Annotated in this window: 8 protein-coding genes; 5 read left to right on the top strand and 3 right to left on the bottom strand. The window is 58.0% G+C overall.

The window, feature by feature from the left end; translation table 11 throughout:
- Positions 1-208 precede the first annotated feature (208 nt).
- Positions 209-3,592 carry a hybrid sensor histidine kinase/response regulator gene (locus C7H10_RS09120; RefSeq protein ID WP_106694615.1) on the top strand — a complete coding sequence of 1,128 codons (3,384 nt, stop codon included), beginning with the start codon at positions 209-211 and terminating at the stop codon, positions 3,590-3,592.
- The gene (locus C7H10_RS09115; protein WP_106694614.1) at positions 3,579-4,484 is read left to right on the top strand and encodes a response regulator; all 906 of its coding nucleotides are present in this window, start codon (positions 3,579-3,581) and stop codon (positions 4,482-4,484) included. The genes C7H10_RS09120 and C7H10_RS09115 overlap by 14 nt, the downstream gene beginning before the upstream one ends.
- A gap of 17 nt (positions 4,485-4,501) precedes the next feature.
- Here the strand turns inward: C7H10_RS09115 and C7H10_RS09110 are convergent, their stop codons facing one another.
- On the bottom strand, positions 4,502-5,209 hold the full coding sequence (locus C7H10_RS09110; RefSeq protein WP_244178235.1) for a substrate-binding periplasmic protein: 708 nt from the start codon (positions 5,207-5,209) through the stop codon (positions 4,502-4,504).
- Between the two features lie 212 nt (positions 5,210-5,421).
- Positions 5,422-6,927 (bottom strand): sodium/proton antiporter NhaB, encoded by a 1,506-nt coding sequence (gene nhaB / locus C7H10_RS09105; protein WP_106694612.1) that lies wholly within the window; start codon positions 6,925-6,927, stop codon positions 5,422-5,424.
- Positions 6,928-7,313: 386 nt separating this feature from the next.
- Here nhaB and C7H10_RS09100 point away from each other — a divergent pair, with 386 nt between their 5' ends.
- From C7H10_RS09100 to C7H10_RS09090, 3 genes are all read left to right on the top strand, one after another.
- Complete coding sequence (locus C7H10_RS09100) at positions 7,314-9,389, top strand: TonB-dependent siderophore receptor (RefSeq protein ID WP_106694611.1); 2,076 nt, start codon at positions 7,314-7,316, stop codon at positions 9,387-9,389.
- 26 nt (positions 9,390-9,415) lie between these two features.
- Complete coding sequence (locus tag C7H10_RS09095; RefSeq protein ID WP_106694610.1) at positions 9,416-10,333, top strand: helix-turn-helix domain-containing protein; 918 nt, start codon at positions 9,416-9,418, stop codon at positions 10,331-10,333.
- Between the two features lie 72 nt (positions 10,334-10,405).
- Positions 10,406-12,550 (top strand): TonB-dependent siderophore receptor, encoded by a 2,145-nt coding sequence (locus tag C7H10_RS09090; protein ID WP_106694609.1) that lies wholly within the window; start codon positions 10,406-10,408, stop codon positions 12,548-12,550.
- A 32-nt stretch (positions 12,551-12,582) separates the two neighbouring features.
- On the opposite strand, the gene glmS is transcribed toward C7H10_RS09090, so the two are convergent.
- Complete coding sequence (gene glmS, locus C7H10_RS09085; RefSeq protein WP_106694608.1) at positions 12,583-14,415, bottom strand: glutamine--fructose-6-phosphate transaminase (isomerizing); 1,833 nt, start codon at positions 14,413-14,415, stop codon at positions 12,583-12,585.
- Positions 14,416-14,443 lie beyond the last annotated feature (28 nt).

Below are 14,443 nucleotides of genomic sequence, written 5' to 3'. Positions count from 1 at the left end.
GGCAATCACCCCAGCGGCCTACGTCATTTGACGCATTCCTGTCACGGGCTCAGCAGGCTAAAACGCGAAGACGAAAGCAATAATGTCAGGCGCGATTCCTTATCCGCACCATCACATGGCATGGATCTTGTTCCAGCTGTCAAAGACGGTGCTGCCAACCCGGTAGTTGCACCAAAAAGTCGCGCTCTGTACCAGAAGGCAAGGCACTATGGCCGCAAGACAGAATATTTTTCGGGTCCGGCGTCGTTACAACCAGTGGGTTGCCAACCAGACCCTGGAGGATTACGCGCTTCGCTTCACCGCCAAGAGCGCCCGCCGTTGGTCGGCTGCCAGGGTCAGTCATACCGCCCTGGGTGCCATATCCTTTCTGGCCATGGAAGCGATTGGCGGTGCCATTACCCTGCACTACGGCTTCGACAATGCCGTAGCGGCTATTCTGGCCGTCAGCCTGGTGATCTTTCTGACCGCCATACCCATCAGCTACTACGCGGCGCGATATGGCGTCGACATAGATCTGCTCACCCGTGGCGCCGGTTTCGGCTACATTGGCTCCACCATTACCTCGTTGATCTACGCCAGCTTCACCTTCATCTTTTTTGCCATCGAAGCGGCCATTATGGCCATGGCCCTGGAAATGCTATTCGGCATTCCTCTGGTGCTGGGCTACCTGATCTGTTCGGTGGTGATCATTCCCTTGGTTACCCATGGCATAACTACCATCAGCCGGTTCCAGGTCTGGACTCAGCCCGCCTTTATCGTGCTGCAACTGTTGCCCTTTGTTTTCATCATTTATGCCGATGCGTCATCGGTCAGTGACTGGACCCAGTTTGGCGGTGTCGGTGTATCGGAAGGTCAGGGTTTCAATGTGCTCATGTTTGGCGCTGCCGCCGCCGTGGTTTTCTCGCTGATTGCCCAGATTGGCGAGCAGGTTGATTACCTGCGTTTTATTCCCGAGCCCCAGACGCCAAAGGATAAACGCCGCTGGTGGATAGCGGTGATGGCCGGTGGTCCTGGCTGGATTGTGATCGGGATGATAAAAATCCTGGCAGGCTCTTTTTTGGCCGTGTTGGCACTGAATCAGGGCATTCCCGCCAGCGAAGCCGCCGATCCTACCCACATGTACCTGGTCGCGTTCAGTTACGTGACCCATTCCCCGGAAATCTCCCTGGCGTTCGCGGGTATCTTCGTCATTCTGTGTCAGATCAAGATCAACGTAACCAACGCCTACGCCGGCTCCATTGCCTGGTCGAATTTCTTCTCCCGGCTCACCCACAGCCACCCCGGCCGTGTGGTCTGGCTGGTGTTCAATGTGGCTATCGCGCTGCTGGTGATGGAACTGGGGGTGTATCGGGCTCTGGAGGAAACACTGGGGTTCTACGGCATCGTCGCCATTGCCTGGGTAGGTGCTCTGGTGGCCGATCTGGTGATCAACAAACCGCTTGGGCTGAGCCCCGCCCACATCGAGTTCAAACGGGCACACCTTTACGACATCAATCCGGTGGGTGTCGGGGCGATGATCACCGCCTCCCTGGTAGGTGTTGTCTGCCACTCTGGCGCGATTGGCCTTTATGCCCAGGCACTCTCGCATTTCATCGCCCTGGCGGTCGCCCTGGTCATGGCCCCGGTTATTGCCTGGCGAACCGGCGGCCGTTTCTACACCGCGCGCCCGTTCACACCGATCGCTACCGATCACCAGCTGGTGCAGTGCAGCATCTGCGAGCACGCCTTTGAGCCGGAAGACGTGACCCACTGCCCCGCTTATGCGGGCACCATCTGTTCCCTGTGTTGCTCACTCGACGCTCGATGCGACGATGTCTGCAAACCCGGTGGGGGCTATAAGGAACAGCTTCAGCTGTTCCTGGGCAAATTCGTTCCCGATTACCTGCTGGTTCGCCTGCGATCACGCCTCGGTCATTTTCTGAGTTTGTTGCTATTGATCAACGGCTTGTCGGGCCTGCTGCTATCTCTGATCTATTTCAAGACCCCAGTCGCGACGAGCGCGGAAGGCATCCTGCTGTCGGTAACGCTCTGGAAGGTCTTTTTCATTCTGGTCATCGTGACGGGTGTGATTTGTTGGCTGTTCGTTCTGGCCCACGAAAGCCGGGTGGTCGCAGAGGAGGAATCCCGGCGCCAAACCCGATTGCTGACCGAAGAAATTGTCGCGCACGAGAGAACCGATCAGGCTCTGCAGCAGGCCAAGGAACAGGCCGATGCGGCCAACCTGGCGAAAAGCCGTTACCTCACGGGCATCAGCCATGAGTTGCGCTCTCCACTCAATGCCATTCTGGGCTATGCCCAACTGATGGCGAACGACGACGACATCCCCGCCCACCGCAAGGAGGCACTGGGTGTGATTCATCGTAACGGCGAACACCTTGCCGATCTGATCGAGGGTCTGCTGGATATCTCCAAAATCGAGGCGGGCCGCCTGGACTTGCACCGGGACCAGGTGCGGATTGAAGTTCTGATGGAGCAGTTGGTCACGATGTTCCGTTTGCAGGCCGAGGAAAAAGGACTGGCCTTTGAATACCATTGCCCGTTGCCACTTCCTGAGCGGGTAACCGCCGATGAGAAACGTCTCCGCCAGATCCTGATCAATCTGCTGTCGAATGCCATCAAATACACGGATCACGGCCGGGTGTGCCTGACACTCCGCTATCGGAGCCAGGTGGCAGAATTCACCGTGCAGGATACCGGTGAAGGCATTGCCGAAGCCGACATCGAACGGATCTTCCGTCCGTTCGAGCGGGTTCGTTCCGCGGGGCAGAGCCGGATAGGAACAGGGCTGGGGCTGACCATTACCCGATTGCTGACCGAAATCATGGGGGGAGACATATCGGTTACCAGCACCCCCGGAAAAGGCAGCACCTTCAAGGTCAGCCTGATGCTATCCAGCCTGCATGAGGTTACCCCCCGCTCCATAACCGCACCTGCCCGGCGGATCTACGGCTACCACGGCACCCGTCGTAAAGTGCTCATCGTGGATGATGATCTGTCGCACCGCCAGGTCATTCGAGCCATGCTGTCGCCTCTTGGGTTTGACGTTGGCGACATGGGGAATTCTCTGCTGGTCTCACAACAGGTCAGCAGCGACCGGCCGGATCTGATCCTGCTTGATGTATCCATGCCTGGGCTTAACGGTTGGGAGATCCTTCAACAACTCAGAGATGCCCAACACCACATGCCAGTCATCATGATCTCCGCCGACGCCAACGAAGGCCAGCACTCACCGGGTTCGCCCCACCTGCATGATGGCTACATCATCAAGCCAGTTCGCCTGAATCTGCTGCTGGATACTATCGGCAAAGTGCTAAACATAGCATGGCGCTTCAAACCCAGCCCGGACCCGCTCGCTGCACTTGAGCCTCCGGCGCAAGCTGAACTGACGTTACCAGGATTCGAGGAATGCCAGGTTCTGATGTCGCTGGCCCGAATCGGTCATCGCAAGGGGCTGCTTGAGGCTTTGAACGAGCTTAAACACAGCGGCAAAGCCGACAGCCATTTCACAACCGAACTGACGAAACTCACCAACGAATTTCAGTTTGAGAAAATTCTTGCGTTACTTGAGGTACCCGAACATGAGTCTGCCTGAACAGAAAAAAACCGTGGTCATGGTCGTGGATGATGCCGTCGATTCGATCCGGATGATCAGTGACGCCCTGGAGGAAGCAGGCATGACGGTTCTCGTAGCGTTGGAGGGTGGACAGGCACTTACTATCAGTCAGAACATCGTGCCAGACATCGTTCTTATGGACGCCCTGATGCCCCACATGGACGGCTTTGAGACCTGTCGCAGGCTGAAGGAAAATCCGGCGTTCGCCGACATTCCGATCGTGTTCATGACCGGTCTCAGCGATACCGAACACGTAGTGATGGGGCTTGGTTCCGGCGGCGTCGACTACATTACCAAACCCATCAATACCACCGAATTGCTGGCCCGTATGCAAGTGCATCTGGCGAACGCACGCATGACACGAAGTGCCCGCTCAGCACTTGACCGGGCCGGCCAGAATCTGTTTTCCGTCAATGCCAGCGGTGAATTGCTCTGGGGAACGCCACAGGTTTACCGAATACTGCCGGGTAACGAAGACCCGGAACAGGAGTCCCTGCGAAAACAGATTGAAGTCTGGCTTACTCGCCAACCGGAACCGGGGCATGCCCTCCCCATCCGGCTTGCAGATACCCCGCGTTCCATCGAGTTCCTGGCGCCGATTGATGAGAGAGAATACCTGTTGAGGATTAAAACACCTCAGAACCCGCACAGTTCGGCGACTGCACTACGAGAGGCCTTTGAACTCACACTCAGAGAATCCGATGTGCTGTTGTGGATTGCCAACGGCAAAACCAATCGGGAAATCGGTCAGATTCTGGACATGAGCCCACGCACGGTGAACAAACACCTGGAACAGGTTTTTCGGAAAATGGGCGTGGAAAACCGGACGGCCGCAGCTGCAAACGCAATACGGGTGCTGGCCATCAGCTAGTGTCCCGTCTAGATCACTCAACGATACTCGTCAGGAAACCCCGGCAATACAAAGGTTTTCTCGAACCGGCGCACCGGCGGCACTTCACCACGCTCAGCCAACCGCAGATAGGCATCATCAAACGCCTCCCGAAGAATGGCTGCCCGGGAGCTAGCCAGCGAGAACATCCAGGCGCTGTTGCGGGTTCGTAGTTCCGATTCCCGGATAATGGCATCTGAGGGGTGGGTCAGGATTTCTCGCACCGGTTGGCGGTAATCGAGCAGGTAATCACCCCGCTTTCGTTTCAGCATGTCCACCGCCGAACGATGGTTAGGCGCCTCGGTGATGCGAATGTCTGGCTGGTCTTCCAACCAGTACCTAAGGCCTCCGTAGGTGTAGCCACCGATCAATATCACCATGCTGCCATGCAACTGGTCCATGTGTTCCAGCAGTTCTGTGTCTTGGCGGTACCAGGCACTCAACTCCACGGGAATCGGGCTGATCCAGCTTTCCAGAACGACCTCTTTCAGTACCGGCGTGGCAGATAATCCCAGCCAGAGGTCAACAGTGCCGTCTTTCAGGTAGAGGTAGGTGCGTGCCACAGGCAGATAGAGGAATTCCAGCTCGTAGCCGGCCTCAGCGGCAACCTTCCTGGTAATCTCCACAAACTCACCGGCTGGTTCACCCTCAGCGGTGCGGTAGGTGATGGGCGGAAACTCCGCATAGGCAACTCGCACGGCCTTCATACTATATGGGTCCTGATCGTCAGCATAAACCAGGGTGTTAAAAAGAAGTCCGATCAGAACAACAAAAAGCCCCGTCAGCGCACAGGCGCCACGAGGCAGATCAGTGGAGTAACGTTGGCAACTGCGCATGTATACCGCTTATCGTTATCTGTTTCTTTAAAGAGTAACAGATACACCAATCACTGTAGCGGCGAACGTCAAAAAATGTTGATTCAGAACGAATGGGTCACCATGTACAGCCCCACACCACCCATTACCAGGGTGTACGGAAACGCCATGATCACCATTTTCCCATACGACAGCCGCACCAGTGGCGCGATGGCGGAAGTCAGCAGGAACAGAAACGCCGCCTGACCGTTAGGAGTGGCCACGCTGGGCAGATTGGTGCCGGTGTTGATGGACACCGCCAGGGTCTGGAAGTGCTCATAGCTGATGGCGCCGGCATCCAGCGCCTGCTTGACCTCGCTGATGTACACCGTCGCCACAAACACGTTATCACTGATCATCGACAACAGGCCGTTGGCAATAAAGAACATGCCCGGCTGCTGGTGCTCCGGCAGGCTGAGTACGTAATCGATGATCGGTTTGAACAGATGCTGCTCATGAATCACCGCCACCACGGCGAAGAACACCACCAGCAGAGAGGTGAACGGCAGGGATTCCTGGAAGGCTTTGCCAATCTGGTGTTCGTCTGTGACGCCGGTAAACGAGGTAATCAGGATAATCACCAGCAGGCCAATCAGACCAACTTCAGCAATGTGAAACGCCAGGCCGATCACCAGGATGGCGGCAGCGATGGCCTGAATCCACAGGGATGCCTGGTCGGCTTTGGTGCGGCGGGCACGCTCGTTCTTGGCGAACTCTTCCAGCACCTGGCGAACCGGCTTGGGCAGTCGGCCGCCGTAGCCGAACCAGCGTAGTTTCTCCAGCGCCCAGCAGGTCGCCAGGCCGGCGAACAGCACCGGGATACTCACCGGCGCCATGTGCAGGAAAAAGCCCACGAAATCCCAACCGACCACTTTGGCGATCAGCAGGTTCTGGGGTTCACCCACCATGGTGGCGACCCCACCAAGAGCGGTACCGATGGCCCCGTGCATCAACAGGCTGCGCAGAAACGCCCGGAAGTTTTCCAGGTCTTCCCGGTGCAGCTCGATCACTTCTTCATCGCTGCCGGCGTTGTGATCTTTCTGTTGATAACCTTTGCCAGAAGCCACTTTGTGGTAAACCGAGAAAAAGCCCACCGCCACGCTGATAATCACGGCGGTCACCGTTAACGCATCCAGAAACGCTGAGAGCAGCGCGGCCGCACTGCAGAATAACAACGACAAAGCCGACTTGGAGCGAACCCCCACCAGAATCTGGGTAAAGGTGACCAGCAGCAGGTCTTTCATGAAGTAGATGCCCGCCACCATGAACATCAGCAGCAGAATCACCGGGAAGTTCACCAGAACCTCGTGATACACGGCGTCTGCCGTGGTCAGCCCGATCAGCAACGCCTCCACCGCCAGCAAACCGCCCGGCAACAGCGGATAACACTTCAGCGCCATGGCCAAGGTGAAGATGAACTCACCAATCAGCAACCAGCCAGTCACACCCGGCCCGAACACGTACATCACGATGGGATTGGCAATCAGAAACAACAGAATTACCTGTTTGTACCAGACAGGCGCTTTGCCAAGAAAATTATGGGTAAAGCCAGACAGGACGGTGTTGGGCATTGCGATGGTCTTCTGAGAAAGCGGGTTATTGGAATAGTGCGCCGGAGGATCAGCATCTTCCTTGATATTTGCGTACCGGGGTATGGTCCAAAGGTACAAACGTAAGACCGCTTTTGGTCTTAATAATAAAAAGGAGAGAGTATACGCTCGGGCTTCACAATAATTTTCGTAATACTACTTAATTATCCCTGGACGGGCGACGGCATTTTAACCGATTTTCGGTCGGATAAGGTGGTTTCATGAAAATTTAACCCATCATCCCCGGCAACCGACCATAAACGTGAATGATATTGGTTTGCATTAAGATTATTTAAGGAATAATATTCGGCGAATTTCGGTGATGTTTCACCCATTCTTGTTACTTACAGCCGTTACAAAGGTGCCTTATGCCCGCCGTTTTCCTGACCAAGCCGTTGACGCAAGCCATACGACTGACCCTGGCCGTTGGTATGGCAACCACCTGGGCCCCGCTTCTGGCACAGGATGCCGAACCCGCCAGCCTGGAGGCCCTGGTAGTCTCGGCCACAGCACTCAAGGTGGAGACACCGCTGGTGGAAACCCCACGACCAGCGTCGGTAGTGGAGGAAGAGGAACTCAGGGAGCGTAATGTTCAGTCCCTTGATGAGGCCTTCCAGTACCGCGCCGGTGTGGTGTCGGGTCACTACGGTGATGACAACGACACCGACTGGCTGAAAATCCGCGGCTTTGACCAGGCCACGTACCAGGACGGCCTGCGAATCTATCGCGAGGGCTTCTACCAGTGGCTGCCTGAAACCTACGGCCTGGAGCGGGTCGAACTGCTGAAGGGACCGGCCTCCATCCTTTACGGTGAAGCGCCTCCGGGCGGTGTGATCAACGCCATCAGCAAGCGCCCAACCGATAACACGCAGGGCGAGGTGCTGGTGCAGGCAGGTACCGACAAGCACCGCCAGCTTGGGGTTGACACCTCCGGCCCGGTCGCCGGAACCGATAACGTCCGCTACCGGTTGGTGGGCCTTTATCGCGACGGCGAAGGCGACCTGGACTTCACCGAAAACGAACGCTACTACATCGCGCCCAGTCTGGCCTGGGACATCACCGAAGACACCAGCTTGACCGTTCTGGCCAGCTTTCAGAAAGACGACGCCATCCCGACCAACCCGTTCAAGCTGGCCTACGGCACCGTGCAGGACACACCGTTTGGCAAGGTGGATCCCTCCACCAATTACAGTGAACCTGGTTACGACACCAACGAACGCACCCAGACCTCTCTGGGCTATGCCCTCAGCCACCAGATCAACGATACCTGGCGGTTCGAACAGGATTTCCGCTACAGCGAGCTGGATCTGCTGTTGCGCAGCAGCTACATCTTTTTCCAGACAGGTCCGCGGGAAGGCCAGCGTTACCTCACCTATCGTGACGGCAAGATCGACAGCTGGACGGTGGATAACCGTGTGGTCGGCAACTGGTACACCGATCGTACCGAGCATACGTTCCTGGCAGGTGTCGATTACCAGGATCTGAATAACAAGGGACAACAGAATGGTGCGGGTGGGTTCTCAATATTCGGCGGCCCCATTGACCTTTTCAATCCGCAGTACGGTAACTTCACACCAGTCACGGCCGCCGACCTGATCGTTACCGAGATCGACAAGCGGCAGACCGGCTACTACCTCCAGCACCAGCTGCGTCTGGATGACCGCTGGGTATTCCTGGCCGGCGCACGCTATGACCAGGCGAAGGTGGACAACATCAACCGCGATGCCAATACCCGCCAGAAGGCAGACGATGACCAGCTGTCGCTTTCCGGCGGTGTGATGTACCTGGCCGAAAACGGCGTCAGTCCCTATATATCCTATACCGAATCCTTCCAACCCATTGCCGGTACCGACGGCAACGGCGACCTGTATGAGCCGCGCACCGGCGAGCAAATTGAGCTGGGCGTGAAAATTGCCCCCCGCAATCTGGACGGGTACGTGACCGCAGCGGTGTACCGCATTGAAGAGAAGAACTCCCTGGGCACCAGCCAGGGTGGCTTCCAGATCCAGGACCGCGAGCGTACCACTGAAGGCTTCGAGCTGGAGAGCGTCAGCTACCTCACCGAGCAGCTCGAGCTGACCGCCGCCTACACCTACAACAGCGCCAAGGTTCGCGACCAGGCCACGGCCGGTAGCGAACGCCAGGCCCCCTTGATTCCACGCCACCAGGCCTCGGCGTGGCTGGACTACAGCTTCACCGACCTGGCCCCGGGCCTGAAGGTCGGCGCCGGCGCCCGGTTTGTGGGCGAAACCAAAGACGGCAACACGGAAGTGCCCTCATACACCGTGTTCGACCTGATGGCCCAGTATGCCTTCGCGCCCCAGTGGCAAGCCCAGTTGAACGTCAGCAACCTGGCCGACCGTGAATACGTGGCCAGCTGTGACTACTGGTGCTATTACGGCGCCGAGCGGAGCGTAGTAGCCAGCCTCAGCTATCGCTGGTAACCGGCACTGCCCGGCGGGGACCTGTGATGACGATTTCAAGCCGGTATGGCCAGCTTGGCAGGATCGAGCAGGTTCTCAGACACATTCACCTGAACCTGGACAAGCCTCTGGCCGTGGCCAGCCTTGCCAGGATAGGCGGTTGGTCCCGCTGGCAGTTCAACCGCGTGTTCTCGGAACAGACCGGACAGTCCGTAGGTCGATACGTCCGGGAGCTGCGGCTGAGCCTGGCGGCGGAAATGCTGCTTTTCACCGAACAGCGGATTATCGATATCGGCCTGACCTGCGGTTTCAGTTCTGACATCAGCTTTACCCGCAGCTTCAAACAGCATTTTGGCTGCCCGCCGGCTCAATATCGCCGGCGCGGCCTGCCCTGCCTGCTCACCACGCCACTGTGCCTTGACCCGGCTAAGCTTCCAGACGCCGCGTGGAGGGCACGGGTGCCCGCCATACGGCTGGATTCGAAACCGGCGTTTAGCGTATCAGGCCGCTCCGACAGGATCCGGGGGCTGTTCTCATCCAACCCTGATTTCGACACCAAGGTTCCCGCCCTCTGGGCATCACTCATAGAGAGTGAGAGGCTGCCGCCTGAACAGCCAAGGTTCGGTGTTCTCGATCTCTCCCGGGGGCCGGAGTCCGAATTCCGCTATCTGGCTGGCGTTCAGACAGAGATCCAAGACGCCGACACCGAGATCGAGACCCTTAAAGTACCCGCCCAGAACTACGTGGTGATCTCCTTCCAGGGACCAATCCAGTCCCTCTCGGAAATCCTGAAGTGGTTCTTCGCGGCCTGGCTTCCGCACGCAGGTTGCAATGCCGTCTACGGTTACGACCTGGAAGTGTACCCGCCTGACTTTGACGCCAACGCGCCCGAGGTGGCCATGGAATACTGGATTCCGGTCACCCTCAACGAGCCATTCATTGCCCGGCATGCACCAATCGGTTAAGTCCTGTTCAGCCAGATAAATATAATGGGAATGATTCGCACTTAATCGTTCCCACGTTAAACAGGACCCGACATGCCCTCACACGTGATCAAACCGTCATTACTTGCTATTGCCGTTAGTCTCTCTGGCAGCCCGTTGGCCGTCGCTCATACCGATGAACCCATGGAGCTGGACACCATGACGGTTTACGGCGAAACCTACAGGAACACTGCCACCAAGACGGCACTGGCGCCGGGCGACACTCCCCAGAGTATCTCAGTACTGGATCAACAGGCCCTGGAAATGCGCGATGCCGATTCCGTGGCCACTGCACTGCGCTATGCACCGGGCGTGAACACCGAACTTCGCGGAGGCGCAGTCGGCCGGCTGGACCTGTTCAGCATCCGCGGCTTCATCAATTACCAGAACTATTACGATGGCCTGCAGCTGCTGTACAACGACTGGAATCTGCAGCCCCAGATTGATCTGAAAGCTGTGGAGCAGGTTGAGGTGTTTCGTGGCCCCACCTCCACTCTGTATGGGTCCATGCCGCCCGGTGGTATGGTGAATCTGATCGGCAAACAGCCATCCTCAGAGCACTTCAACAAAATTGAGGTTGCCAGCGGTTCCCGCAATCTGGCCGAGGCGTCCATTGAAAGCCGCGGTCAACTGGGCGATTCCAACCTGTCCTACAGCCTTGTTGGCCTGACCCGCACCCGGGATGGCCAGGCCGCAACCTCTGAGGAAGAGCGCCACATGATCGCGCCTTCCGTGGATTGGCAGGTCAGTGACAACACCGTGGTGAACTTCAACCTCTACTACCAGAAAGATCCGGCTATGGGCATTTACACCACCCTGCCCGCTTCCGGCCTGTTCTTGCCCAACCCGAATGGAGACCTCCCGCAGGATGCCTTCTCCGGCGACGCCAACTGGAACGAATTTGATAAAGAGGTGTTGCTGGTCGGCTACAAGGTCAACCACAACATCAATGACAACTGGAACTTCCTGCAGAACTTCCGATATACCGATGCCGAGGCATTCCAGACCAATACCTACACCTACCGATTCTCCAACGACCCGTTCAGCCAGGACGGACGCACCCTGCAACGCCAGGCCTACCTGACCGACGAGGCAACCACCGGGTTTACGGTGGACAACCAGTTCTCGGGGCGCTTCCAGACCGGCCGGGCCCGGCACAACATTCTGGTTGGCGTGGACTACCTGAGTCTCGATTCCGACGTTATCTATGAAGACACTGCCGCACCGGCCATCGATCTGTTCGATCCGGACTACTATCAGATATCCAGAAGCACCATAAACATCGAGAATACGGCTCTGTCCTCGGACTTCAACATCCGCAAGAAGCAGCTTGGCGTGTACCTGCAGGACCAGATTGAGCTGGGCCGCTTCGTGGTGATCGGCGGCGTGCGCTGGGACGACTTCACCGGGGAAGAGTCCGGCCGCAAATACGGCGCGCCTGTGAACAGCAAACTGGACCAGGACAACGTCTCTACACGTGCCGGCGTGATGTATCGCGGCGCCAACGGTCTCTCGCCCTACCTCAACTACGCCGAGAGTTTCGAGCCGCAAAGCGGTAGTGATCGCAACGGCAACGAATTCGACCCTTCCAAGGGGGACCAGTGGGAGCTGGGGGTAAAATACCAGTCCCAGGATCAACGCACTTCACTCAACCTGGCGTTCTACCAGATCACCAAGGACAACGTGCCCACCCGCGACCCCAATGGCGGACCTCTGGACCAGGTCCAGGCGGGGGAAGTGCGCTCCCAGGGCATCGAGCTGGAGGCTCAGGCCCAGCCCATCGACAGTCTGCTGGTGACCGCCAGCTACACGCTGCAGAGTGTGGAGGTGACCAAGGACAACACCGGCCTGAAAGGCCAGACGCCCGTGTGGGTGCCCGACCAGTTGCTGTCGGTCTGGGCGGACTATGGCTTCTATAACGGCCCACTGGATGGCCTGGTGGCAGGCATTGGCGCCCGCTACATCGGCGAGGCGGAATACAACGCAGCGACGAACGAGGGGAACGTGCCGGACGCCACACTGGTCAATATCGCACTGCGCTACAACCTGGGACGCGTCTCTCACAGCCTCCGCGGTGCCGAACTGGGCCTGTCCGTGAACAACCTTACCGACGAGCGCTACTACAGCTGCTTTGACGCCAACAACTGCTGGTTTGGCGAGGAGCGCACGGTGGAGGCTTCCGTTTCCTACACGTTCTGAGTCTCGGTGCCCAGCCGTCCAGGCGGTCGGGGCTACTCGACCGTCACGCTCTTCGCCAGGTTCCTCGGCTGATCCACGTCGGTGCCCTTGAGTACCGCCACGTGATAGGAGAGCAACTGTAGTGGCACGGTGTAGACGATGGGCGCAGTGATTTCATGCACCGAGGGAATCTGCATCACGTGCAAGCCCTCTTCCGGCTTCACGTCTGCAGCCTTGTCGGCGAATACAAAAAGTTCGCCGCCACGGGCCCGCACTTCTTCCAGGTTGGATTTGAGTTTTTCCACCAGGTCGTTGTTGGGGGCCACGGTCACCACGGGCATTTCGCTGTCTACCAGAGCCAGGGGGCCGTGCTTCAGCTCGCCGGCCGGATAGGCTTCGGCGTGGATGTAGGAAATTTCCTTGAGCTTGAGAGCTCCTTCCATAGCGACCGGGTACTGGGAACCCCGGCCCAGGAACAGGCTGTGGTTCTTGTCCATGAAGGCTTTGGACATCTCCTCGATTTCGCCATCCAGGGCCAGCACATCGTTGACCTGGCCAGGCAACAGGTGAATGGCCTTCACGATGTCGGCTTCCCGTTCGGCATTCAGGCCGTTGTGGCGGGCCAGGGCCAGGGTGAAGATCAGCAGGGCGGTCAGCTGGGTGGTGAACGCCTTGGTGGAGGCTACACCGATTTCAGGGCCGGCCTGGGTCATGATCACCAGGTCGGATTCCCGCACCAGCGAACTGCCCGGTACGTTACAGATGGCCAATGCCGCTCGAAAACCGGCTTTCTTGGCCTGGCGCAAAGCCGCCAAGGTGTCGGCGGTTTCGCCAGACTGGGAAATGCACAGGAACAGAGTATCTGGCTGGATCACGTGCTTGCGGTAGCGGAACTCGGAAGCTACTTCCACGGAACAGGGCACACCGGCCAGGTCTTCAATCCAGTAACGGGCCACCATGCCGGCGTGGTAGGAGGTACCACAGGCGATGATCTGAACGTGGCGCACGTTCTCCAGGAGGTTTTCGGCATCGGTACCCAGGGCTTGCTCCAGCACCCGGGTAGCGGTAATCCGGCCTTCCATGGTGGCCTTGATCACTTTTGGCTGCTCGTAGATTTCCTTGAGCATGTAGTGCCGGTACTCGCCCTTGTCGGCGGAATCGGCACCGTGCTCGAAACGGCTGATGGAGCGCTCAACCGCCTGGCCCTCGCGATCGTGGATCTCGATCTTGTCCTTGCGGATATCGGCGATGTCGCCTTCTTCCAGGAACATGAACCGGTCGGTGACCGGCAGCAGCGCCAGCTGGTCAGAGGCGATGAAGTTCTCGCCGATACCCACGCCCACCACCAGCGGGCTGCCTTCACGGCACACCACCAGGTGGTCCGGCTCGTTGGCATGGACAACCGCCAGTGCAAAGGCACCGCGCAGGCGGCCAATGGCAGTCTTGACGGCGTTATAGAGGTTTCCGCCGGCCTTGTAGTTCTTGCCGATCAGATGGGCAACCACTTCGGTGTCGGTCTGGGAGGTGAACTCAAAGCCTTCGGCTTTCAGCTCTTCGCGGAGTTCCTGATAGTTCTCGATGATGCCATTGTGGACAATGGCCAGGCGGTCACCAGACATGTGCGGGTGGGCATTCACCTGGGATGGCTCACCATGGGTGGCCCAGCGGGTATGGGCGATACCGAGATGCCCAGCCAGGGGGTTGGCGCTGATAGCATCAGCCAGGGCAGCAACCTTACCGACTTCCCGGGCACGCTGCACTTCCGGCTTGCCGTTGATCACGGCCATGCCAGCGGAGTCGTAACCCCGGTATTCAAGGCGGCGGAGCCCCTCCAGAAGAATACCCTGGACATCCCGTTCGGAAACCGCTCCTACAATCCCACACATGCTGTTATCACCTGTCAGTTATTCGGTT

Origin of the sequence: Marinobacter shengliensis (genome assembly GCF_003007715.1) — a bacterium.
GTDB classification, from domain to species: Bacteria; Pseudomonadota; Gammaproteobacteria; order Pseudomonadales; family Oleiphilaceae; genus Marinobacter; species Marinobacter shengliensis.
The sequence above is the reverse complement of the archived record's forward strand: the minus strand, read 5'-3'. Positions and strand labels throughout refer to the sequence as shown.